Origin of the sequence: Pseudomonas sp. RIT-PI-r, from assembly GCF_001297015.1 — a bacterium.
In the GTDB taxonomy this organism is placed as follows: Bacteria; Pseudomonadota; Gammaproteobacteria; order Pseudomonadales; family Pseudomonadaceae; genus Aquipseudomonas.
Genome location: NZ_LIGE01000025.1, coordinates 260,688 through 284,802 on the forward strand (window position 1 = coordinate 260,688; position 24,115 = coordinate 284,802).

Below are 24,115 nucleotides of genomic sequence, written 5' to 3' on the forward strand. Positions count from 1 at the left end.
ATGGCAGATCTGCTGAGTCAAGAGCAATACCGTGGACTGGCTGCGAAACTCGAGTTTCGCAATCAAGCGTTCATCAATGGGCAGTTCTGCGCCGCCAGATCGGGCAAGACATTCACCACAACCAACCCGGCTACCGATCAGGTGCTGACCGAGATTGCCGCGTGCAATGCCGACGATGTCGATGCAGCGGTGGCCGCCGCGAAGGAAGCCTTCGGCGATGCGCGCTGGCATTCTCTGGCGCCGTCGGCACGCAAATCGGTATTGCTGCGCTTTGCTCAGTTGCTGGAGGACAACGCCCACGAACTGGCGGTGCTCGAAAGCCTGGACAGTGGCAAGCCAATTCGTGAATGTCAGAACATCGACGTACCGGAAACGATTCATACGTTGCGCTGGCACGCTGAGCTGATCGACAAGATCTACGACGCTACGGCGCCCGTCGGCTCGGGTGCAGTTACCATGGTGGTGCGCGAGCCGATCGGGGTTGTCGGCCTGGTGCTGCCGTGGAACTTCCCGCTGCTGATGCTCGCCTGGAAAATCGGCCCGTCGCTGGCAGCAGGTTGCTCGATCGTGGTCAAACCGGCCAAGGAAACCACCTTGAGCACTTTGCGCGTCGCCGAACTGGCGCATCAGGCGGGGATTCCCGCCGGTGTCTTCAACGTCGTGCCCGGGGGAGGGAAGGAGGCGGGCGAGCCGTTGGGGCGTCATCCTGACGTGGCCATGGTCAGCTTCACCGGCTCAACCGACACCGGGCGGCTGTTTCTCAAATACTCCAGCGAATCGAACCTCAAACGTATCGTGCTGGAATGTGGCGGCAAGAACCCGGCCGTGGTGATGAATGATGTCGAAGACATCGATGTCGTCGCTCAGCATGTAGTAAACGGCGCATTCTGGAACATGGGTGAAAACTGCTCGGCCTCGTCGCGGCTGATCGTGCACGCCGACATCAAGGATGAACTGTTGCAGCGTGTGCAGGTGCATCTGGGCGATTGGAAAATGGGCGACCCACTCGATCCTGAGAACCGCTTGGGTTCGATGATCAGCAAGGCGCATTTCGAGAAAGTCCGTTCTTACCTTGACGTTGCCCGCGACGAGAACCTCAGCGTGTTGGTGGGCGGCAAGACGGCCAAAGACATCTTCGTCGAACCGACCATCGTTGATGGCGTGAGCCGCGATAGCCGTCTGTTCCAGGAAGAGATCTTCGGCCCGGTGCTGAGCGTCACCACGTTCCAGACCGTCGACGAAGCCATTGAACTGGCCAACGACACGGCCTACGGCCTGGCGGCATCGGCTTACACCGGCAACCTGCGCCATGCGCTGAAACTCTCGCGCGGGATCCGTGCCGGGATTGTCACGGTGAACTGCTTTGGCGAAGGCGACGCCTCTACGCCATTCGGCGGCTACAAGGAATCGGGGTTCGGCGGGCGCGACAAGTCGATCTGGGCGCATGACCAATACACCGAAATCAAAACCATCTGGATTGACGCATCCTGACAGCAACTTCGCCGCAAGAAGCCGGATCGCCCCGACCACTGGATTGAGTGGCGGGGCGATTGCCCCATACCGTTAACCAATCCATGAACTGGAATTGTTGGTGACCACATCAGCAGAAAGCTTTCAGTCATCCGCTTTTCGTCAGACATTTTGAACCTAACTCGAAACCGCTGGCTCAACCGGGAAATATTCGGGGTGGGCGAAATGAACGCGTTCAAGAACCAACTGACATTCGCACAAGAAACCAGATTACTCGCTTTGGCTGCCTGGCAACGCGCACTGGAAAACCTTGAACTGCGCATGGATTGCCCAGACGCCTATCACGACGAACTGGTGCGCCAATCGGATGAAATGGATCGTTTGGGCCTGCTCAGCTGGGACGAGTGGCGCGACCTGCGCAGAGAAGCAGACGTCGCCTACCTGCGCGCAGTCGCTGGAGACGATTACCATTGAGGTCATGTACGGTCGTTATCCGCATCCTCTGAAAGATCGAATCAAGAAAACAGGAGATTTCCATGCCCGAGCCGTTGACCTCATCAGCTGCACCTGCTCGCTCCTGGTTCGCCCGTTTCTCTGGGTCCGGATGGGGCGGGCGCGTCTTCTGGTCGATTCTGATCGGCGTGACAGTCTTCCTGCTGATTAGCGGCTATGGCGCCTTCGTCGGGGCCAACAAACAGAATCTGCACTTCGCCTTTATCGGTGGCATGACAGGCTTCGCTGCCACGGCAATGGGCGCTGTCGTAGCGATTGCGTTACGAGACATCGCCGCCCGAACCCAAGACATCATGCTCGGCTTCGCCGCCGGGATGATGCTGGCGGCCAGTTCGTTTTCGCTGATTCTGCCTGGCATAGAAGCGGCTCAGGCGCTTTGCGGTAACCCGTTGCTCGCAGCTTGCGTCGTCGTTGCAGGATTGGGACTGGGCGTCGCGCTGATGGTCGGGCTTGATCGTTTCGTGCCTCACGAACACGAGAAAAGCGGACGCCGGGGGCCAGATGCGCAGCGCATCAATCGTGTCTGGTTGTTCGTCCTGGCAATCACACTGCATAACCTGCCGGAAGGCATGGCCATTGGCGTGAGCTTCGCCAACGGCGATATGAAGGTGGGACTGCCGCTGACGACTGCCATCGCCATTCAAGACATTCCTGAAGGTCTGGCAGTCGCCCTGGCATTACGCGTAACCGGCATCTCCGCACTGCGCGCAGCGCTGATTGCGGTGGGTTCGGGGTTGATGGAACCCATTGGCGCCATCGTCGGCTTGGGTATTTCCAGCAGCTTTGCGTTGGGATATCCCATTGCGCTCGGTCTGGCAGCCGGGGCGATGATTTTTGTGGTGTCCCATGAGGTCATTCCCGAGACCCATCGCAACGGGCATGAGACCCCGGCCACGTTGGGACTGATGCTCGGCTTTGGGGTGATGATGTTTCTCGACACTGCTTTGGGTTAATCACGAACCTGACCAATGGAGAGAAACCGTCACGCACTGGCTTTAACCTCACCCCTGACCACTGATTTACGATACGTCAGCAAAACGATGCCGGTGACCACGATCACCCCACCGAGAATCTGTCCGTTGCTGAGCATCTGGTCCAGCACAATCCAGCCCATCAGCAGCGTTGCCAATGGCTCGATGTTCATGACCGGCGCATTGCGCGGCATGTCGAGGCGAGGCACGGAAATGAACAGGACGATAAAACCGGTGCCGTACAGCACCACCAGGGTGGCGAGGGCCAGCCATCCGGTCGAGGTGGCGGGCAGGTTCAATCCGCCAGGGAGGGCACCGGTCAGCCCTGCAAGATTGACGCTGCTGAACACGATGAAAATGGTCAGCAGACTGCGCACCGAGCCGCGTACCTGAGACAGTTTGTGGTCGGTGATCCACAGCGCGCAGGCGAACACGCTGGCGGCGCAGAACGCGAGTGCGACGCCCGTCAGCCATTGCGCACTGACGTCTGTCGTGGTCGAAAGACGCCCGGGCACGTCCAGCACAAACACCAGGCCCAATAGAATCAGACCCATCAACGTCGCGGTGCGTGCGCTCGGTCGCTGGCCACCCAACGCCCAAGTGAGCAATGCCAGCAGAATAGGGAATACGTTTGCCACCAGCAGGGCCAGCGCCACCGGCACCCGTGCGACAGCAGAGTAAAGGCACAGACTCTGCGCAGTGATCAGCAACCCCAGCAACAGTTGCCAGCGCCAGGCACCCGCCGGCAAGCGTGGGCTTTGTCGTTGCCACAGCACCAGAATCGCGAGCACCAGCAAGGTCCCGCCGGACCGCATCAAAATCGCCAGCAGCACACCCGCACCATCATCAAATGCGACTCGCGCCGCCACATGATTGCCGGCAAACGCACAGCCCATGCACAACAGAATGATCACAGCCAGATAACGGGGGTAGGGCGGCGGTACGGTTTGCGTAGCGGTAGGGCGAGGCATGACAGATCTCAGGATTGTTAGCCGTTCGAACGACTTGGTTTTTATTAGGTTGTCGTACAACCAGCCCGTTTTATCGCATTCGGCGACGTCGGGCAATAGACCTGAAAGCGCACAGCTACGCATATGTTCGGCTTTATGCTGGATTTTTCGCGCCTTTGATTGAGTGTGGAGATCGTATGACTTGATAGAGCTGGGGCCCATCGGCCCCTGCTTCCAGGGATTTACACATTCATGAGAGGCGGGTCGTCTGCTTCTGCTCAGGCATGAAATGGATAATCGATGTAGCCACGCTGATCCCCGCCGAAAAAGCTGCCAGGGTCCGGCGTGTTGAGTGTCAGGCCATCGTGCAGTCGACGCGGCAAATCAGGGTTGGCCAGGAATGGGCGGCCAAACGCGATGATGTCGGCACGATCGGCAATCAGCGCCTGTTCGGCAGATTGCGCATCGTAGCCGCCCGCCAGGATCAGCACGCCGTTCCAGGTTTTGCGCAACTGGGCAATGATCGCGTCCCAGCGCGGGTCGAAGTTCTCATCTTTGACGGTGCCAACCATCGCTGGCTCGACCAGGTGCAGGTAGGCCAGATTCCATTGATTAAGCGCTTCGACGAGGTGGCCGAAAGTGGCCTCTGGAGTGTCATCGCCCATGCCCATGAAACGGCCCATCGGCGTCAGGCGTACGCCGACCCGCTCGGCGCCAACTTCTTCAGCCACGGCCGCGACCACTTCCAGCAGAAACCGCGCGCGATTCTCCACGCTGCCGCCATAGGCATCGTCACGCTGGTTGCTGTTGCTGTTAAGAAACTGATCGAGCAGGTAACCGTTACCGGCATGAATCTCTACACCGTCCATGCCCGCCTGCAGCGCGTTGCGCGCGGCCAAGCGGTAGTCTTCGACGATACCGGCGATTTCCGCGGTTTCCAGCGCGCGTGGCACCGGCACATCACCCCAGACGCCGTTACCGTTGTCGTCGACGATAAACGTCTTGCCCGGCACCGGCAGCGCGCTGGGTGCAACCGGCAGGCCGGCATCAGGTTGGAAACTGGGGTGGGACACCCGGCCAACGTGCCACAGCTGCATGAAGATCAACCCGCCAGCCTCATGCACCGCCGCGCTGACGTCACGCCACGCCCGCACCTGCTCAGGGCTGTAGATGCCCGGCGTCCAGGCGTAACCCTGAGCCTGCCGGGAGATTTGCGTGGCCTCGGTGATGATCAGCGCAGCACTGGCCCGTTGGCGGTAGTACTCGGCGTTCATCGGCGTTGGCACATCGCCTGGTTGGCCGGCGCGTGAGCGCGTTAACGGCGCCATGGCCACGCGATGGGCGAGGGTGTAAGGACCGAGTGCGAGGGGTTGGAACAGACGACGGGTCATGGGTAGCTCCAGATTTCAATAAGGGGAATTCAAGCGCGGCAGCGGCGCCGCGAACCAGTGCCGCTAACTTAACCGCGCTCAGCGGGGCTGATAATCGGTGGCCGGCGCTACGCTGTTTTGCGCAGGGCGCAACGGCACCCGTGCTCATCAGCGATGAACACGGGCGTGGCTCAGGCGGGCTGGTTTGAGCGTGTGAGTGGCAGGTTCAGCCAGCGCCGGCCGGTGGCGTTGGCGACGGCGTTACCAAGGGCGGCGGCCATCGGCCCCTGGACAATTTCAGCGGCACCGAGGAACGGTTCTCCCGGTTGGTCGAGCAAATGCACATCGACTTTTTTCGGCAGTTGCGTGAAGCGCAGAATCGGATAACCGCTCCAGTCGTAGCTGCGAATGCCCCCCGCGTCGTAGGCGACTTTTTCGTACAGGGTCCAACTCGCGGACTGCATGATGCCGCCCTCGACCTGATTGCGCAGGCCGTCGGGGCTGACGATCTGGCCGACATCCACCGCCGTCACCACGTGATCGATGCGAATCTCGCCGGTCTGCGGATGCACCCGAAGTTTCACCGCGATGGCACAGTAACCCATGATGTTTTTGTAGCGGGCGAAGGCGAAACCGATCCCGGCGCCGGGCTCGCTGCTTTTTTGCGGCCAGCCGATCTCATCACGCACACGTTCTACCACCGCGCGAGCACGCGGGTCGCTGAGATGGGCCAGACGCAAGGCGACCGCGTCGATGCCGGCCCTGATCGCCAACTCGTCGATGCTCGCCTCGATGGCGAAGATATTGATGTGCGCCCCCAGCGAACGCATGGCCGAGGTGCGAAAGGGCATCTGGGTGACGAAGGTCATATTGATGCGCTTCGAGTTCAACTCGTACAGCGGCACCGCGTTGCGATCACCATCGCCTTCGGGCTGGGCGATCGGCACGGAGGGCGCTGAGGTGAAGGGCCGCGCAAGCAAGCGTGCCGGCAGCAGACGCCCGGCGTTGACGATGCGTTCGTTGTGCGGTGTGGTCCAGAGTTCGTAGGCCCAGTCCTGCAGCCGACCCTGGCTGAGGCCCGCGTCGACTTCGGTGACCATCGCCGAGCTATACGGCTCCCAAAGATTTTCCTGTTCGCGCATCCATTGCACGCGCACCGGCGTACCGGGCACACGCAGAGCAATCAATGCAGCATCGGCCGCGGCATCATCGGCACCGTTATGCCCATAGCAACCTGAGCCTTCGGTATGAATACAGCGCACCCGCTCAGGTGGCAGACCGAGCATTTCGGCAATGCCGGCGCGCAGCGGATAAACACCTTGGGTGTGGGTCCAGACCGTGAGATTGCCGTCCTTGAACCAGGCCACCGCGCAAGACGGGCCGATCGAGCCGTGCATCAAATACTGCTTGGTGACCCGCGCCTGAAAACGCGTGTCGGCCGCGCCGCTCGGCGTGCCGCTGTTGCTGATCGGATAGCGCCGTGAGGGCAGGCGTTTGAGCAGACCATGAATCTCGGCCGCCTCTGGAATCGCTTCGCCCTCGCTCCATTGCGTCACCTCGCTGGCCCTGCGCATGGCTTTGATCGCTTGCCACTCATCACCGGCGGCCACCGCCAGATAGTTGCCGTCGCGGATCACCTTGACCACGCCAGCCAACGCCTCGATGGACTCCGCATCGAATGCTTGTAGCGTGCAGCCCGGACGCGGCGGGCGGATCACCCGCGCATGCAGCATGCCCGGCAGGCGCATGTCCTGGACGAACGCCGCGCCGCCGCTGACCTGCGCCGGGCTGTCGAGGCGCGGCAACGAATGGCCGATCAGTTTGAAGTCAGCGGCGGCCATCGCCGGTGATTGAGCCTTGGCGTATTGGTGCACATCGACATGCTTGACCGCGTCGGCGTAACTCATCCGCTGAGCGGCCGGGCCTTCGATCACACCGTTGTGAGTGCTGAGCAGTGCAGCATCAACCTGCCAACGGCGCGCGGCGGCATCGACGAGCATTTCACGCACCTGCGCGGCGGCGTTATACAACGCGGTACCGCTGTCGAAAATGCTGTGGCTGCCGGCGGTGTAGCCTTCGTTGGGTGTCAGCGCGGTGTCGGCGGTGAGCAGGTTGATCGCGGTTGCCGGCACCTGCAAACGTTCGGCAGCAATTTGCAGTAGCGCGGTTTTCACCCCGGTGCCCAATTCGACCTTGCCGGTGTAGACGGTGATGCCGTCGGCGCCGATGCGGATCCAGGCGTCGAGAAACGGGTTGGTGCGCAGGCTGCCGGGCAGGTCAGGCGCGAGGACCACGGTGCCAAGCGTATCGACTTCCGTATCCGCCAACACACGCCGCGCCACCGGCAGCAGGGTGAACGCCATCAGCAACGCGCCACCGCGCAGGAAGGCACGCCGACTCGGGTTCAAACCGTTCGACTCGCTCATGTCAGGCTCCCGTTGTGCCCGGCCACCTGTTTGATCGCCTCGATAATCCGCAAATGCGTACCGCAGCGGCACAGGTTGCCGGCCATGTGCTCGCGAATGGTCGCGTCATCAGGGTGGCGATTACGCTCAAGCAACGCCTGCGCGCGCATCAGCATGCCGGCAATGCAGTAGCCGCATTGCGCAGCCTGTTTCTCGATGAACGCAGCTTGCAGAGGGCCGGGTTTTTCCGCGCTGCCGAGGCTTTCCACGGTGCGGATTTTTTTGCCTTCGAGGCCGGCGCAGGGCGTCAGGCAGGCGAACACTGGTCGATCATCGACGATCACCGTGCAGGCGCCGCATTGACCGAGACCGCAGCCGTATTTGGCGCCGTTGAGGTTCAAGTGATTGCGCAGCGCATACAGCAATGGCATGTCCGGCTCCAGCTCAAGCGGTTGCGCGGCTCCGTTGACGTTGAGGGTGATCTGGCTCATTTCGTCTCCTGACGTAACGCTTCAATAGTGAAAGAGAGGTCGGCCCACGGCTGATCTGGGCTGGCTTGCTGACGCAGATACGCGGCCAGTGCACCGAGTTGCGCGTTGTCGAGGCTGGCGGCGAATGCAGGCATCAGTGGGCCGGGCGACCCGGCTGTGGCGGGCAACCCCTCGAGCACGGGTTTGAGAAAGTTGCGCGAACTGGCCGCTTGCAACGCCGAGGTGTTTTGCAGGCCCGGGCGACCATCAATGGTGCGCATTGGCGCCGCCGCACCATGGCAACCGGCGCAGGCGCTGCTGAAGAGCAGGGCGCCGGTCGAGTGGTCTGCCGGTTCATTGGCAGGCGTCTTCGGTGGCGTCTCTGTCACCGAAGGCGGGTTTTCCAGACTGAGCACATATTCGGCAATCGCCTCGGCTTCACTGGCGGGCAGGCCCGCCCGACTCAAGCGACCGGACGCCCCGGCCCGGCGGGGGGGCCGTGGCCCTCAACGATTTCGGCGCGCAGATAGCCCCCCCGCTGCTCACGACGCCGCGGGGTGCTGCGTTGGCCCATACCGACCAACGCGGGCGCTTGCCAGCCATCGACGCTGCCGCCCTGCAAGTATTCCGAGGATTTTTCCGCGCCGATCAGGTTCAGCGGCGAATGGCAGCCAGCGCAATGGCCCGGACCGTCGACCAGATAACGCCCGCGATTCCACGCCTCGCTACGCCCCGCCAGCGGCGTCAGTGGCTCACCGTGCAGGAACAGCAGGTTCCAGAACGCCACCAACGGGCGAATGTTCATCGGAAAGTTCATCTGGTTCTGCTCGGCCGGCGCGTGCACGGCGGGGCCGCTCATCAAGTAGGCGTAGGCGTCGGCGATGTCTGCTGCGCTCATGCGCCGGTAGTGCACGTAGGGGAACGCCGGATAGAGCAAGTGACCATCGCGGGCAATGCCCTGACGCATCGCCCGCTCGAAGGCTGGCAGTGACCATTGGCCAATACCGGTTTCTACGTCCGGGGTGATGTTGGTGCTGTACAACGTGCCGAACGGCGTTACCAGCGGCAGCCCGCCGGCCAGATATTCGCCACCGGGGCGGGTATGGCAGACCGCACAATCACCGGCCTCGACCACCCGCGCTCCGCGTTGCAACTGCGCAGTATCGAACAACGTCGGGCGCTCGATCGGCGCAATCGCCGGGCGCCACATCAGCCAAACGGCGCCGATCAGGCCGAGCACGGCGACGACGGCCACGCTGATCCATAGCGTTCTGGACTTCAGAAATGAGCTGTTCATGGCACAGGAAAAAACGCGGCAGGCGATGACAGGACGGATGGGCTGAGGGTCATGGAAACGCTCCTTGTGATGGCCGGGGAAGGGCGCCGATGGGGACGACGGCGCCAGGGGCCAAAGCGTAGAGAAACCGTCTGCGCGGGAGAATCAGCGGCGCACGCAACAGCGCGTTGCGCGAGAAGCAACGCCTGCGCCGTTGCGCAGGACGCATCAGTGCATTGCCCGCCGTGTGGATTCTGTGGATCGCCACAGGGCCGTAGCCTTGGCAGCACTTTCCTGAACTCAATGAGGTGTCATCATGCTCACTGGCAACCCGGCCGTTGCGGCGAATGCCGAACAACCAACTTCACTTTCCGGCCTGATGGTCGCGTTCCTGGCATTTTGCTGTGGCGCGGTCGTCGCCAATCTTTATTACGCACAGCCGATCGTCGAGCTGATTGCACCGCAGATCGGCCTGTCCAGCGCGAATGCCAGCCTGATCGTTTCGCTGACGCAGTTTGGTTACGCGCTGGGCCTGTTGCTGCTGGTGCCGCTGGCCGATCTGATGGAAAACCGCCGGCTGGTGGTCGGTTTCACCCTGGCGGCGAGCGTCACGCTGTTGTGCGCCGGACTGACCCATTCACCGTCGATGTTCCTGGTGTTGTCTTTGCTGATCGGCCTGACCTCGGTGGCCGTGCAGATCCTGGTGCCGCTGGCGGCGCACCTGGCGCCCGAAGCCAGCCGTGGCCGTGTCGTCGGCAATATCATGAGCGGTCTGCTGCTGGGCATTCTGTTGTCGCGGCCACTGTCGAGCCTGTTGGTTGAAGTGTTCGGCTGGCGCGGAGTGTTTTACAGCGCATCAGCCCTGATGGCCGTCATCGCTCTGATTACCGCCGTGGCATTGCCGCGTCGGCTGCCGACGCATAAAGCCACGTATGCCGCGCTAATCGGCTCGGTGTTTGCCTTGGCTCGGCGCTATCCGCTGTTGCGTCAGCGCTCGCTGTATCAAGGGCTGCTGTTTGCCAGCTTCAGTCTGTTCTGGACCCTCGCGCCGATTGAACTGATGCGTCACCACGGCTTCACTCAGGCACACGTGGCGATCTTCGCGCTGGTCGGTGCGGTGGGTGCCATTGCAGCGCCGATTGCCGGACGTCTGGCGGATGCCGGGCATGGTCGGCGCGGCACGCTGGTCGCATTGTTGCTGGCGCCGGTTTCGCTGCTGATCGCCGCACTTCCGGGCAGCGGTTATGTCTGGCTGGTGGTGTGCGCGGTGCTGCTGGATTTCGCCGTGCAATTGAACATGGTGCTCGGTCAGCGTGAGGTATACGCCCTCGATCCCCACAGCCGTGCGCGTCTAAACGCGGTGTACATGACCAGTATTTTCGTCGGCGGCGCCGTGGGCTCACTGGTCGCCAGTCCGCTGTACGAGCACTTCGGCTGGAACCTGTCCGCCGTCGCAGTGGCGCTGCTGCCAGCGCTCGCTCTCGGGTTGTTCCTGAGCCGCAAGGCCGATGTCTGAACAGCCAGCGAGTGCGTGCAAGCACGGCGGTACAAGACGTCGGGGGAACAGTGATGCACAATCATCCGCGTTCCCTTTCGACCGGACCCCGCTTATGGACAAGTTGCTGGCACTGAAGATGTTTGTGGAAACCGTGCGCTGCGGGGGCTATTCCTCGGCAGCGCGCAAACTCGGGATATCAACGTCGTCAGTGACACGGCAAGTCGCGGGGCTGGAGCACGAACTGGGCGCGAGCCTGCTCAATCGCACCACGCGCAACACCAGTGTGACCGTTGCCGGCCAGACCTATTTCGAAAAAGCCGTGGCGATTCTCGACGCGATCGACGAAGCCGATGCTGTCGTCGCCGATCGTGGCGCTGAAGCGCAGGGTCGTCTGCGCATCAGCGTGCCGGTGGAGTTCGGACGGCGCCTGATCGCGCCGCACCTGAGCCGCTTGCTTGAGCGGCATCCGGGACTGGAAATCAGTCTGTCGCTGAGCGATCAGGTCAGCGATCTGCTCAGCGAGCAGATCGATGTTTCGGTGCGGCTCGGATCGTCGGTGGTCAGTGAAGACATCGTCAGCAAACGCGTGGGGCAGTTTGAACGCTGGGTGGTGGCCAGTCCGGCGTATCTGGCACGTAGCGCGGCGCTCTGTCATCCACGGGATTTGCTGGAGCACCAATGCCTGCGTTTCGATTACGGCGGCACCCACCAGCACTGGACCTTTCAGAATGAAGACGCGCCCATTCAGCTCAACGTTCACGGGCGCCTGCAAAGCAACAACGCCGACATCCTGCGCGAAGCTGCCATCGGTGGCGGCGGGGTGACGCTGCTGGCTGACTGGCTGGTGCGCGACGACGTGGCAGCCGGCCGGTTGACCCGATTGCTTGAGCAGTACGAGGTCAATCCCGGCAGTGCCAGCACCTGCATCAACGCCTTGTATTTACCCAATCACCGTGGGTCCAGCCGGATCAATGTGTTTATCGATTTCCTGATGGAAATTCTCAGTCCGGCTGCCGTGACCACGCCCGCCGCGTGATCCCTGCGGCTCAACGGCGCCCGGTCCGCGTACTCACATCCACCCAAACCGCCAACACCAGAATGCTGCCCTTGACGATCATCTGCCAGTAGCTGTCGACATCAAGCATGGACATGCCGTTGTCCAGACTGGTAATGACCAGCGCGCCGAGGAGGGCGCCGTACACCGTGCCGGAGCCGCCGCGCATCGAGGTGCCGCCAATGAAGCAGGCGGCGATGGCGTCGAGTTCCCCCATGCTCCCGGCCGAAGGCGAACCGGCGGCGAGGCGCGCGGTGTTGACCACGCCGGCGAGGGCGCACATCACGCCCATGATCCCGAAGATCCACAGCTTCACCGCCTGCACATTGATCCCGGACAGGCGCGTCGCTTCCATATTGCTGCCCACCGCATAGACGCGCCGACCGAACACGGTCTGACTGGTCACGTAGCTGAACACTCCCAACAAAATCAGTAGCAGCAGGACGGGCACGGGAATGCCGTCATAGCTGTTCAGCGTCTGCACGAAACCGGCAAGCACGGCACCGATCACCAACACGCGGATGACATCGCGCACCAATGAATGCGCCGCGAGACCGTGAAGAGCGCGATTACGCCGTTGTTTCCAGGTGAGGAACACGGTCAGTGCGAACAACAAAATACCCAGACCGGTGCCGATCGCGTGGGGCAGGTAACCCTGGCCAATGTAAACCAGCTCCGGCGATACCGGCGCGATGGTGGTGCCGCCGGTAATCCCCAGCAAAATCCCGCGAAAAGCCAGCATGCCGCCCAGGCCGACAATGAACGAGGGGATGCGCAGGTAAGCCGTCATGTAGCCGTTGGCGAGGCCGATCATCAGCCCGCACAGGGCGACCAGACTGAGGTTGGCCAACAGCGGGATGTGATAGACCACATCGAGAATGGCCGCGAGACCACCGAGCAGGCCGAGCAATGAACCGACCGACAAATCGATCTCGCCGCTGATGATCACCAGCACCATGCCGCAGGCGAGAATGCCGGTAATCGACATCTGCCGCAGCAGATTGGACAGGTTGCGCGGGGTGAGGAATCCGCCCTCGGTCTGCCAGCTGAAGAACAGCCAGATCAGCACCACGGCAAACACCAGCGCGAGCATTTTGTAGCGGGTGAACAGTTGTTTGACCTGATTCATTTACGCGGATTTCCGATCATTATTGTTATGGCTGCCAGGCTGGCTGAGGGCGGCGGCGAGCACCTGTTCCTGGGTGAGTTCATGGTTGATGAAGTCGCCGCGCAACTGACCTTCGCCAATCACCAGCACGCGGTCGGAAACACCCAGCACTTCGGCCAGCTCCGACGAGACCATGATGATCGACACGCCGGCAGCGGCCAGTGCGCCCATCAACTTGTAGATTTCGTATTTGGCGCCGACATCGACGCCTCGGGTCGGCTCATCGAGAATCAGCACCCGGGGTTTGGCCAGCAGCATCTTCGCCAGTACGGCTTTTTGTTGATTGCCACCCGACAGACTGGTGATCGGCAGGAACGGACTCGCCGTCTTGAGGTGCAGGCGCGAGATTTCCCGATCGATACTGCCCAGTTCGGCTTCGGCATCAATGCGGGTCAGTTTCGAGTAACTGTCCAGCACGGCGAGGGTGATGTTCTGGCCAACGCCCAGATCCGGAATGATCCCTTGGCGCTTGCGGTCCTCGGGTACCAGACATAGACCGGCACGGATTGATTTGAGCGGCGTGCGGGTGTCGATGGGTTGGCCATCGAGCCAGACTTCGCCCTCGTGGCGACCGGGGTAAGCGCCGAACAGCGCGGTCACCAGTTCGGTACGGCCGGCACCGACCAGCCCGGCGATGCCGAGGATCTCGCCGCGTTTGAGCACGAAGGAAATGTCGTCGACCCGTTTGCGCGTGGGGTTGTCGACGTCGTAGCAGGTGATGTGGCGGGCCTCGAAAATCACTTCGCCAATGTCGTGTGGCTCGCCGGGGTAGAGGTTGCTCATTTCCCGCCCGACCATCTGCGTGATGATTTGCGTAATATCCATGTCGGCCATGGCGGTGGTGGCGATGTGTTTGCCGTCGCGGATCACCGAAATGGTGTCGCACACGGCGGCCACTTCATCGAGCTTGTGCGAGATGTAGACGCAGGCTACGCCCTTGGCTTTGAGGTCGCGGATGATGTCCAGCAACACTTCGATTTCCGAACGGCTCAAGGCCGAGGAGGGCTCGTCGAGGATCAGCAGGCGGGCCTTTTTGTTCAGAGCCTTGGCGATTTCCACCAGTTGCTGATAGCCGCCGCCGTACTGCGACACCGGCAGCGAAACGTTCATGTCCGGGACTTTCAGTTCGCGCATCAGCGCTTCGGCGCGGTGGATCATCGCCGGGTAGTTCATGCGCCCGCCGGGCAGCGTCAATTCGTGGCCCATGAAAATGTTTTCGGCCACCGACAGGTCGGGTACCAGCGTCAGTTCCTGGTGAATGATGACGATACCGGCGGCTTCCGTTTCGCTGATCGATTGCGCCTTCAGCGGTTGCCCGTCCCAGAGGATTTCACCGTCCCACGTGCCGTGGGGATAGACCGCCGAAAGGATCTTCATCAGCGTGGATTTGCCAGCGCCATTCTCGCCGCACAGGCCAACGCACTCGCCGGGCCTGACCTTGATGTCGATGCCGTTGAGCGCTTTGACACCGCCGAAGGTTTTGACGATGCCGTTCATTTGCAGCAGATAGTCGGACATGGGCAGGGCTCGTATATCAAAGACTCACACACCATTGAACCTGTGTGGGAGCGAGCCTGCTCGCGAAAGCGTCAGTTCAGACAATGCTTCGTTGACTGACACACCGAATTCGCGAGCAGGCTCGCTCCCACAAGGGTTTTTCGCATTACCGGAGATCACTTACCGGCAATTTGCGCCTTGGTGTAGAAGCCGTCCTGTTCGAGCAGGTCGATGTTGTCCTTGGTCAGCGGGGTTGGCGTGAGCAGGATGGTGTCGACTTTTTTGCTGCCGTTGTCGTACTGCGAACTGAAGGCAGGTTTTTCGTTGCGCGCCAGTTGCACCGAGAGCTTGGCGGCTTCGGTGGCGATGAGTTTCAGCGGTTTGTATACGGTCATGGTTTGCGTGCCGGCGATCACGCGCTTGACTGCAGCAAGGTCAGCGTCCTGCCCGGAAATCGGCACCTTGCCGGCCAACTGCTGCGCCGCCAGTGCCTGGATCGCGCCACCGGCCGTGGCGTCGTTGGAGGCAACGATGCCGTCGATTTTGTTGTCGTTGCGGGTCAAGGCGTTTTCAACAATGCTCAGCGCTTCGGTCGGGTTCCATTCCTTGACCCACTGTTGGCCGACGATCTTGATATCGCCCTTGTCGATGGCTGGTTGCAGCACTTTCATCTGGCCTTCACGCAAGATCTTTGCGTTGTTGTCGGTGGGCGCTCCACCGAGCAGGAAGTAGTTGCCCTTGGGCGCGGCATTCAGCACGCCGCTGGCCTGCATCTCGCCGACCTTTTCGTTATCGAAGGAAATGTAGGCGTCGACATCAGCGTTGAGGATCAGACGATCATAGGACACAACCTTGATCCCGGCTTTCTTCGCTTCGGCCACTGCGTTGGTCAGCACCGTGGCGTTGAACGGCACGATGACGATGACATCGACGCCCCGGGAAATCAGGTTTTCGATCTGGGAAATCTGTTTCTGCTCGTTGGCATCGGCCGACTGTACGAAGACCTTGGCGTCCATTTTTTCTGCCGCCGCGACGAAGTAATCACGGTCACGCGACCAGCGTTCCAGGCGCAGGTCATCAATGGAGAAACCGATTTTCGGGTGGGCAGCGTCAGCCATCACCGGCAGTGACAACAGCGCCAGGGCAGTGGCCAATAGCGTGCGTTTTACGTTCTTCATAGTGGGGCGTCCTTTTATTGTTGTTGGAAAGACACGGCCTGACGATGAGTATCGGGCTGGTAAAACTGTAGAGAATCCGCAGACGCCGCAGGCACAGATTTGTCGTAGAAATGTCACCGCGTGGATGCGCCCGCAGGCTCCCTGTGTGATCAGCGATAGATAAACCGGTTGACGATGTTCTCGAGCATTTCCTGGCGGCCGCTGACGGCTTGCGGGTTCAACTCGTTGGTGAACGCGTGCTCGGCCAACGACTCAAGGTTGAAATCGCCGGCCATCAGCGCCTGGCCGAACGGCTGCTGCCAACCGGCGTAGCGTTGATCCTTGAGCCGTTGCAGTTCGTCGTTCTGCACCATGGCTGCTGCGCGCTCCAGCGACAGGGCGAGCACATCCATAGCGCCGACGTGGCCATGGAACAGATCGATCTGATCGAGGCTTTGCCGGCGCACCTTGGAGTCAAAGTTGAATCCGCCATTCTTGAATCCGCCAGCCTTGAGAATTTCATAGGTGGCCAGGGTCATTTCTTCGACGCTGTTGGGGAACTGATCGGTGTCCCAGCCGTTTTGCGGATCACCCCGATTGGCGTCGATGCTGCCGAAAATCCCCAACGAGACGGCGGTCGCAATCTCGTGATGGAAACTATGCCCGGCGAGGGTCGCGTGGTTGGCCTCGATGTTGACCTTGATTTCGTGCTCCAGCCCGAACTGCTGAAGAAAGCCGAACACGGTGGCGCTGTCGTAATCGTATTGGTGCTTGGTCGGCTCCTGCGGCTTGGGTTCGATCAACAAGTCGCCGGTAAAACCGATCTTGTGCTTGTGTTCGACCACCATGCGCATAAAGCGGCCGAGTTGTTCGCGCTCCCGTTTCAAGTCGGTGTTGAGCAGGGTTTCATAGCCTTCTCGACCACCCCACAACACGTAGTTGGCGCCTTTCAGGCGATGGGTCGCGTTCATGGCGCTAAACACCTGAGCAGCAGCGCAGGCGAACACTTCGGGATCGGGGTTGCTCGCGGCGCCGGCAGCGAAACGCGGGTTGCTGAAGCAATTGGCGGTGCCCCACAGCAGCTTGATGCCGCTGGCTTCCTGATGTTGCTCCAGGTGATCAACCATCTGTGCGAAGTGGTTGCGGTACTCCTTCAGCGAACTGCCTTCCGGGGCGACATCGGTGTCATGGAAGCAGTAATAGTCGATACCCAATTTGGAGAAGAATTCGAAGGCGGCTGCCGCTTTGCCGATCGCCAGTTCCATCGGGTCGCCGGCATGTTGCCATGGGCGCTTGAACGTCCCCGCGCCGAACACATCGGAACCCGGCCAGACGAACGCGTGCCAGTAACAGGTAGCCATGCGCAGGTGTTCGCGCATGGGTTTGCCGAGGATGAGTTTGTCGGCGTCGTAGTGACGAAAGGAGAGGGGGGAATCGCTGTTCGGGCCTTCGTAGCGAATCGCATCGACATCGGGGAAATACTGCATGGACCTTGTCCTTGTTGTTCTTGGCGGTGTCTCGATACTAGCAACGGCCCTGTGCCCGCTGATTATGAAAAACATCAACACCGAGTGCGATTTTGCGTATTGAGCTTCTTCGGCCACGCGCCTAGTCTGTGCCAATCGCCTCCGTGACCAGAGGCCCGGAACAAGCATAAAAACAATGAAAACAGTCCCGCCTGTTCACCGCATCGCCCTGTTGTTCAACGGCAGCAAGATCTACGACCGTGGGATCATCAGCGGCATCGGCAACTACCTGAGCAGCACCCGTGCTTCCTGGGATCTGTTCCTGGAGGAGGATTTTCTCTGTCGTCTGAAAGGCATCGAGCGCTGGCAGGGTGACGGGATCATTGCCGACTTCGACGATCCGCTTATTGGTGAGGCGCTGGCCGATATCCAGATGCCGGTGGTCGCGGTAGGGGGCTCGTACGAGGATAAACGCGCCTATCCGAAAGCGATTCCCTACGTCGCCACCGATAACAACGCGCTGATGACCCTCGCTTACACGCACTTGATCGAGGCTGGACTGCAACGTTTTGCCTGCTTCAGCCTGCCGGAAGCGCAGGCCAATCGTTGGGCGCAGGAGCGCGAAAAAGCCTTTCGCAAACTGATGAAACGCGACGGCCTGCACGGCGAAATCTATCGCGGCATGGGCACCAGCGCACCGCTGTGGGACAGCGCCGTCGAACAACTGATCGCCTGGCTGCAAAGCCTGCCCAAACCCATCGGCATCATCGCCGTCAGCGACGCCCGCGCGCGCCAATTGCTGCAAGCCTGCCTGACTGCCGGTATCGCCGTGCCGGAGCAGGTGGCATTGATCGGCATCGACAATGATCCGTTGACCCGCAGCCTGACCCGCGTACCGCTGAGTTCGGTCATCCAGGGCACGGAAACCATGGGCCGTACTGCTGCGCAATTGCTGCATCAGATGTTGCACGGCATGCCGTCGACCGGCACGCAGATCCTGATCCCGCCGGATGCTGTGAACGTGCAGGTGTCGAGTTTGCACCAGCCATTGGGCAATCCCTACGTCATGCAAGCGCTGCTGTTCATCCGACAATATGCTTGCCAGGGCATTAAAACGGCGCAGGTGGCGGCGTATGTCGGTGTGTCGCGTTCGTCACTCGAAGCGCATTTTCGTGCTGAGCGAGGTTGCAGCGTGCATGACGAGATTTTGCGTTTCAAACTGGCAGCGGCGACCAAGAGCCTGATAAGTACCGACGCGGCGATTGCCGACGTTGCGCGCAGTTGTGGGTTTAAGTCAGCGCAGTATTTGCATACGGTGTTTCGACGGGAGTTGGGTTGTACGCCTCGGGAGTATCAGCAGGCTCCGCATAAATCTCATTGCTAAAAAAGCAATAGTCATTTGCGATTCCGGCGGATTGTTGCCGCCTATATCAGAAGTTAGCATCAATCCATTGCTGCAACTCATCAGGCCTTTGGCGCGAGTTCGAGACAGTCCACATCGTTAGCCTGTCACTGCGCTGATCGTCGTCTCAGTTGATCAACCTTGGAAAATTCTGATGTCGAAGCTCTTCGAAGCACTTCGCCTGGGCGACACCACGCTCAAAAACCGCATCGTCATGGCGCCGCTGACCCGATCGCGTGCACCCAATGATGCTGCCGATGAACGCGTGGCGCTGTATTACGCGCAACGCGCTACCGCAGGCTTGATCGTCAGCGAAGGCACGCCGATTTCCCGTGAGGGGCAGGGCTATCTGTTCAATCCCGGGATCTTCACTGCCGAGCAGATTGCTGGATGGCGTCTGACCACCGACTCCGTGCATGCCGTGGGCGGCAAGATGTTTGCGCAGATCTGGCACGTCGGCCGCGTCTCGCATCCGTCGATCCAGGACGGTGGGAAACTGCCGGTGAGCGCCACGTCGAAGCAAGCTGTCGGCGCGACAGCATTCGGTTACGACGCTGACGGCAAGCCGGCACTGGTCGAGCCGCCAGCGCCCCGTCAACTGGAAACGGCTGAGGTTTCGCGCATCGTCGGTGAATTCGCCCAGGCTGCGCAAAACGCGATCGAGGCGGGTTTCGATGGCGTGGAAATTCACGGTGCCAATGGCTATTTGTTCGAGCAGTTCATGAATCCGCTGGTCAATGATCGAACCGATCAGTACTCGGCTGATCGATTGGAAAATCGTCTGCGCTTCACGCTGGAAGTGATCGATGCTGTAGTCGCACGGATTGGCGCGGGCCGGGTGGGTATTCGTATTTCGCCGTATGGTCAGCTGTTCGATATGCCGCTGTATGAGCAAATCGATGAAACCTACACCGCGCTGGCTGCGGAGATTGGTGCGCGGCAACTGACCTACGTTCATGTGATGGATCAGTCCGGTTTTCCAGCTCCGGGTACCGACGGTGGCGGCGGCGGGCCGAAGGCAACTTTCCTTGAGTTGCTGTCGACCATCAAGTCGAAATTGCCGGCCACCGCGCTCATTCTGGCGGGCGGCATGTCGCGCCAGCGTGCGGACGATCTGATCAATGACGGCATCATCGACCTCGCCGCGTTTGGCACCGCTTACATCAGCAACCCTGATCTGGTGGCGCGGCTGCAGAACGACTGGCCTCTGACCGACGCCAAGCGCGAAACCTTTTACGGCGGCGGGGCGGAAGGTTATGTCGATTACCCGCCCTATAAAGGCTAAGTAGCCGCTGAAGTACTGGCAGCCGTCACCGATATTCGGTGCGGCTGCTTTTTCATGTCGGGTGCAAAAAGGCCTGCGACGATGTTGCGAGAGGACAAGCAGGCGCAGTTCTGTTTTAGTGCAAACCAACTGTTCTTGATGATCGGAATTCCTTATGCACCTCAAAGCGCACCGGTACTTCGCCATGGTCGCCGTGACTGGAAGTTTTTCGGCAACGGCTCGGCACTTCCAAGTGCCGGCGTCGTCCGTTTCGCGCTTCATCGCGGCGCTTGAGCGAGAGGTGGGTCAGCAGCTTCTTTATCGAAACACCCGTGCAGTGAAACTGACGGACGCGGGCGAGCGTTATTACCAGCAGATCCGCGAAGTGCTGGAATTGCTCGATGCGGCTGATGAGGAAATAGCCGGTAAGGGTGGCGAGGTTCGTGGACTTGTACGGATCAACGCGCCAGTCGCGTTCGGCAGCCTGCACATCGTCAAACTGTTGAACGGTCTATATGACAAGTATCCAGAGCTGACGGTCGAGTTGACGGTCACCGATGCCTTTATCGACCCGGTTCAGGAGGGCGCCGACCTCATCTTTCGGGTCGGGCACCTGGGCGACTCTGGCTTGATCGGCCGGAAAATCTGCGATCAACACTATGTTCTGTGCGCCAGTGCGGGATACATAGCAAAGCATGGCCAACCCGTGTCGCCGGCGGATCTGCAGAATCACGCCTGCCTGGTCTACAAGGGAACCGGCGGGGCGCAGCGCTGGTATTTCAGAAAGCCTGGCAGCGACAAACCCGAGATTATCGACGTCCATGGTCCGCTCAGAAGTAACAATGGGCAGGTGTTGGTGGAGGCCGCGCTGGCGGGTAGGGGGATCGTGTTTTTTCCGTCCTGGCTTTTTAGTCGCGAGAGCTTTATGAGCCAGCAGCTCATTCGGCTGTTACCTGATTGGCAGGGATCGGTGGAGCAAACGCCTAGCCAGATCCATCTGCTTTCCCCTGAGAATCGCCTGCGGTCTCAGAAGGTCCGTGTGGTGTGGGACTACTTCATCAAAGCGATCGGCGCGCCTCCTTATTGGGATGATCTCAGTGATTGTTGAGGTAGAAACAGGCAGGGAATGAGCTATCTTGTCGAACTGCCGATTCGATCAACATTCCAGGGACGCCAATGCTCAGTTCACTCATATCAAATGGCCAGGCACAAACGCCTGATCAATTAGAACTGAGGGTCCCTTGGTGGAGTTTCACGAAAACAGTCCTGGCTGCGACAGCCCTGTCGTTGGTCCGAGACGGGCTGATCGGACTGGACGACCAGATTCCTGATGACCCTTTCACCTTACGTCAGCTCTTGCGGCATGAAGCAGGACTGGCCGATTACGGCGAACTTGCGGAGTATCACGCAGCCGTTACCAACGGTGAATCTGCCTGGTCGGCGGACGAAATGATGCAGCGCCTTGACGGCACTTCACTTCGATACAGTCCCGGATCCAGTTGGCGTTACTCAAATGTTGGCTACTTGCTCGTTGGCAGACTGATTGAACGGCTAACTGAACTGACGCTTGATGAGGCGGTGCTTCAACGGGCGATTTCACCTCTGGGCCTGTCGAACGTTCGCTTTGCTAAAACGCGAGCAGACTTACAAGCGACCCATCCCGAATGCACCTTGAATTATGACCCTGCGTGGGTTTATCACGGCCTGTTGGTCGGCCCGGTTTCGCAAGCAGCGCTATTTCTCGATCGCCTCCTCAGCGCCGACTTGCTAACCACAGACTTGCTCCAGCAAATGCAGGCAGCGCGAACATTGGGCGGCCCGATCCCCGGACGCCCATGGATCACTCCGGGCTATGGCCTTGGTGTGATGCAGGGGGCGATTGGCAGCGGGCATTCCCTCTGCGGGCACACTGGTTGCGGACCAGGCAGTGTCATCGCGGTCTACCGTATCGGCGACGCCGACGCATCAGCTTGTTGTGCAGTTTTTGAGGCAGGCGTAAATGAAGGCGCTGTCGAGGCCCGCGTTGTTGGACGACTGATGCAAGTACTGCAGCACAGGGATGAAAACATCTGAAAACGGCAGTAGGCCGACAACGACGGCTTTGGGAGCAGGTTACCGAGACGCCGGGGTTGTGCAAAATCGACCGGGTTAGTGTAAGTGGACGTCGGTGATCTTCTGAATTGAGAATTCACCAACGTTAGAACGGGGGTTAAAGGTTATTTAGGTTCACTAGATATGAGAAGCTTTTGCATTAGTTTTGAGAGTTAGCTCCAAACGAGTCTTCAGAATCGAGGCGTAGCGCTGGCAATAGGTCGGCTAGCTGATGCGCTACCGCGCCTCAGGATCATCCAAGCGTGTATAAATCGGCAGAGCAGTGCTGGCTTTTTGCTAGTGAGCGGTGCGGCTGTGCGCTAGAGTGGCAGCGCTGTCGTCACCCTCAAAAGGATGTGTTTGATTCATGCGCGCCGCTTCGTCCAAAACCAGCATCAATTTCAAACTCGTTGAATCAACCCTCAATGAGGCCACTGAAGAGTTGGCATTAGCCGTGCGACAAGCACAGGAACAACGTGATCGATTGCCGCGGTTGCAACCCACGACCGAGGCCATCGAACTCAGCAATTACCTGCGGACAGCTACGCAAGCGCTGCAGCGGGCCGAACAACATCTTCTGGCCATCAAGGCTGAGAGCCGGTGGGGCAAGCCCATCGCGAAGTTTCAGGCGAACAAGGCGATTTCTGCGGCTGCGCAGGTTCTTGCCGAGCAGCAAGGCATCGCCGCCAGTGCCAGCGAAACGGCGCTTCGCGCGCGACAGGTCGCTTCGCACAATGACCACGTTGCCGACGTGGCGCAGCAGCGCCAGCGGCTTGGCCAGACGATCGAACAGGGTAACTGTTGGTTGACGTCGAGCAGGAATCTGCAAGCACAGTTGGTCCTGTTGAAGCTGACGCTTGTGCGCCGTGGCTGGGTCAGCGCTAACACCGCGGCGGTGCTTGAGCAAATGCATCGCCAACTGGTGCAACGTGACGTATTGGCGGCGTTGCAGGAAGGCAAAAAGCTGATTTTTCAGGTGATGCCTGCCCGGCAGACACTTGCAGAATGGGGAGAAGAAGCCCAGGGCTTTCTGAAGCAAGCGCGCAGCGAAGGCGCGGTAGGGTTTACGGCACTGGCCTCTTTTGGCGCCATCGTGAACGATGCCACAGCGCTGGTGCTGGCAGGTTGCACCTCGCCTGTTCGACAAGCTGTGCTGCAAGACCAAGAACCGGTGGATCGCTGGTACCACCTGGCGGACCAATTAACCCGCCCTGAACAGGTCGTGCACTGGCTGCAATGGGCGGTGTACTGGGCCTGTTTTCAAACCGCTCAACGATTTGCCAAGGACATGTCACTGGCCGAGGCGCACGAGGAGCATTCGACGGGCGCCTTTCTACACAGCTTCCGCTCGGAAGTTGAGCGATGGGCGGGTCCGAAGATCGACGCCATGGGTTTTCCGCAGGTGACGTCTTTCATGGGAACGCTGGCGTTAGGTGGAACTGCGGCCGAAGCCCGTCTGGGGGCGGATTTCGGCATTATCGTGGAAATTAATGTCGGCGGGCTGGTCGTGCGCAAGGTCGCCTTGGTACAGGGCAAGGTCAGCAAAAACGGTATAGCGGACATTGGCAGCCCACCCAGCGGCCCGCTAAAGCTGACCCAGTTACAAAAACTGAATGACCCTCAGCGAGACTTTTATGTGTTTTACCACCGTGGATTGCGCCAAGCGAGTGTCCCTTGGCCGACGCTGAACCGTGTGAGCACATTGGTCTCGCCGTCGACTGATTTGAACGCGGGGTCGCTCAAGGTTCCGACCCGCGAACGCGGTTGGGACTGGCCCGCTTTCATTGCTTTTGGTTTGTGCAGCGATACCAGTGGGGTAGGGCGCCAGCTCAAAGACGATGAAGACGCTCTGGATGTTCTGAGCGGTGGCCAACGCCAGCTTCTCCCCAGTCGACTGATCGTGGTGGCCGCAGGGGGCGGGGACTACAGCCTGGATCTTCAGCAACGAGTACGTCAGCATTATGCCGATCTGGGTACCAACTATCAGCGCGCCATGGAGAAGAATGACGGGCCTGAAATGAAAGGGCCACGCTTACGTTGAGTGTGGGCACACATGGAGCATACCCGACTGATTTCAGACTCATTAAACCGCC

20 protein-coding genes are annotated in these 24,115 nt (G+C 60.2%); 10 read left to right on the forward strand and 10 right to left on the reverse strand.

The features are described 5' to 3' along the window. The 3 genes from AK821_RS13095 (at position 1) to AK821_RS13105 (ending at position 2,936) form a co-directional block, all read left to right on the forward strand. Complete coding sequence (locus AK821_RS13095) at positions 1-1,491, forward strand: aldehyde dehydrogenase (RefSeq protein WP_064390032.1); 1,491 nt, start codon at positions 1-3, stop codon at positions 1,489-1,491. Between the two features lie 204 nt (positions 1,492-1,695). Beyond that, positions 1,696-1,944: a hypothetical protein gene (locus AK821_RS13100; RefSeq protein ID WP_026000673.1), complete on the forward strand. Its 249-nt coding sequence runs from the start codon at positions 1,696-1,698 to the stop codon at positions 1,942-1,944. 62 nt (positions 1,945-2,006) lie between these two features. Next, a complete protein-coding gene (locus AK821_RS13105) occupies positions 2,007-2,936 on the forward strand; it encodes a ZIP family metal transporter (RefSeq protein WP_064390033.1) in 930 nt (309 codons plus the stop codon). Between the two features lie 29 nt (positions 2,937-2,965). Here AK821_RS13105 and AK821_RS13110 read toward each other — a convergent pair whose 3' ends face one another. The 6 genes from AK821_RS13110 to AK821_RS31405 form a co-directional block, all read right to left on the reverse strand. After that, entirely contained in the window at positions 2,966-3,925 is a 960-nt protein-coding gene (locus AK821_RS13110) for an EamA family transporter (protein ID WP_064390034.1), read from the reverse strand. 257 nt (positions 3,926-4,182) lie between these two features. Further along, positions 4,183-5,295, reverse strand: coding sequence for an alkene reductase (locus tag AK821_RS13115; RefSeq protein ID WP_064390035.1), 1,113 nt, complete (start codon positions 5,293-5,295; stop codon positions 4,183-4,185). A gap of 170 nt (positions 5,296-5,465) precedes the next feature. After that, positions 5,466-7,700: a xanthine dehydrogenase family protein molybdopterin-binding subunit gene (locus AK821_RS13120; protein WP_064390036.1), complete on the reverse strand. Its 2,235-nt coding sequence runs from the start codon at positions 7,698-7,700 to the stop codon at positions 5,466-5,468. Then, positions 7,697-8,170 carry a (2Fe-2S)-binding protein gene (locus AK821_RS13125; protein ID WP_064390037.1) on the reverse strand — a complete coding sequence of 158 codons (474 nt, stop codon included), beginning with the start codon at positions 8,168-8,170 and terminating at the stop codon, positions 7,697-7,699. The genes AK821_RS13120 and AK821_RS13125 overlap by 4 nt, the downstream gene beginning before the upstream one ends. Continuing rightward, a complete protein-coding gene (locus AK821_RS31400; protein ID WP_442965589.1) occupies positions 8,167-8,616 on the reverse strand; it encodes a c-type cytochrome in 450 nt (149 codons plus the stop codon). The genes AK821_RS13125 and AK821_RS31400 overlap by 4 nt, the downstream gene beginning before the upstream one ends. Then, positions 8,613-9,404 carry a c-type cytochrome gene (locus AK821_RS31405; RefSeq protein WP_442965590.1) on the reverse strand — a complete coding sequence of 264 codons (792 nt, stop codon included), beginning with the start codon at positions 9,402-9,404 and terminating at the stop codon, positions 8,613-8,615. Before AK821_RS31405 ends, AK821_RS31400 begins: the two co-directional genes overlap by 4 nt. 337 nt (positions 9,405-9,741) lie before the next feature. On the opposite strand from AK821_RS31405, the gene AK821_RS13135 reads away from it, so the two are divergent. Continuing rightward, positions 9,742-10,941, forward strand: a complete 1,200-nt coding sequence (locus AK821_RS13135; RefSeq protein ID WP_064390038.1) for an MFS transporter — start codon at positions 9,742-9,744, stop codon at positions 10,939-10,941. A 94-nt stretch (positions 10,942-11,035) separates the two neighbouring features. Then, positions 11,036-11,959 (forward strand): LysR family transcriptional regulator, encoded by a 924-nt coding sequence (locus AK821_RS13140; protein WP_064390039.1) that lies wholly within the window; start codon positions 11,036-11,038, stop codon positions 11,957-11,959. A 10-nt stretch (positions 11,960-11,969) separates the two neighbouring features. Here the strand turns inward: AK821_RS13140 and AK821_RS13145 are convergent, their stop codons facing one another. From AK821_RS13145 to xylA, 4 genes are all read right to left on the reverse strand, one after another. Further along, a complete protein-coding gene (locus tag AK821_RS13145) occupies positions 11,970-13,106 on the reverse strand; it encodes a sugar ABC transporter permease (protein ID WP_007913196.1) in 1,137 nt (378 codons plus the stop codon). Then, positions 13,107-14,663, reverse strand: coding sequence for a D-xylose ABC transporter ATP-binding protein (xylG, locus tag AK821_RS13150; protein WP_064390040.1), 1,557 nt, complete (start codon positions 14,661-14,663; stop codon positions 13,107-13,109). It lies immediately after the preceding gene. A gap of 155 nt (positions 14,664-14,818) precedes the next feature. Next, positions 14,819-15,820: a D-xylose ABC transporter substrate-binding protein gene (xylF, locus tag AK821_RS13155; RefSeq protein WP_007913194.1), complete on the reverse strand. Its 1,002-nt coding sequence runs from the start codon at positions 15,818-15,820 to the stop codon at positions 14,819-14,821. Between the two features lie 149 nt (positions 15,821-15,969). Next, on the reverse strand, positions 15,970-17,286 hold the full coding sequence (gene xylA / locus AK821_RS13160) for a xylose isomerase (protein WP_064390041.1): 1,317 nt from the start codon (positions 17,284-17,286) through the stop codon (positions 15,970-15,972). Positions 17,287-17,461: 175 nt separating this feature from the next. On the opposite strand from xylA, the gene AK821_RS13165 reads away from it, so the two are divergent. From AK821_RS13165 to AK821_RS13185, 5 genes are all read left to right on the forward strand, one after another. Continuing rightward, positions 17,462-18,649, forward strand: a complete 1,188-nt coding sequence (locus AK821_RS13165; protein WP_064390042.1) for a XylR family transcriptional regulator — start codon at positions 17,462-17,464, stop codon at positions 18,647-18,649. Positions 18,650-18,821: 172 nt separating this feature from the next. Next, the gene (locus tag AK821_RS13170; RefSeq protein ID WP_064390043.1) at positions 18,822-19,952 is read left to right on the forward strand and encodes an alkene reductase; all 1,131 of its coding nucleotides are present in this window, start codon (positions 18,822-18,824) and stop codon (positions 19,950-19,952) included. Positions 19,953-20,106: 154 nt separating this feature from the next. Continuing rightward, positions 20,107-21,039 carry a LysR family transcriptional regulator gene (locus AK821_RS13175; protein WP_064390044.1) on the forward strand — a complete coding sequence of 311 codons (933 nt, stop codon included), beginning with the start codon at positions 20,107-20,109 and terminating at the stop codon, positions 21,037-21,039. 68 nt (positions 21,040-21,107) lie between these two features. Then, positions 21,108-22,004 carry a serine hydrolase domain-containing protein gene (locus AK821_RS13180; RefSeq protein WP_064390045.1) on the forward strand — a complete coding sequence of 299 codons (897 nt, stop codon included), beginning with the start codon at positions 21,108-21,110 and terminating at the stop codon, positions 22,002-22,004. A 385-nt stretch (positions 22,005-22,389) separates the two neighbouring features. Continuing rightward, entirely contained in the window at positions 22,390-24,063 is a 1,674-nt protein-coding gene (locus tag AK821_RS13185) for a hypothetical protein (protein WP_064390046.1), read from the forward strand. Positions 24,064-24,115 lie beyond the last annotated feature (52 nt).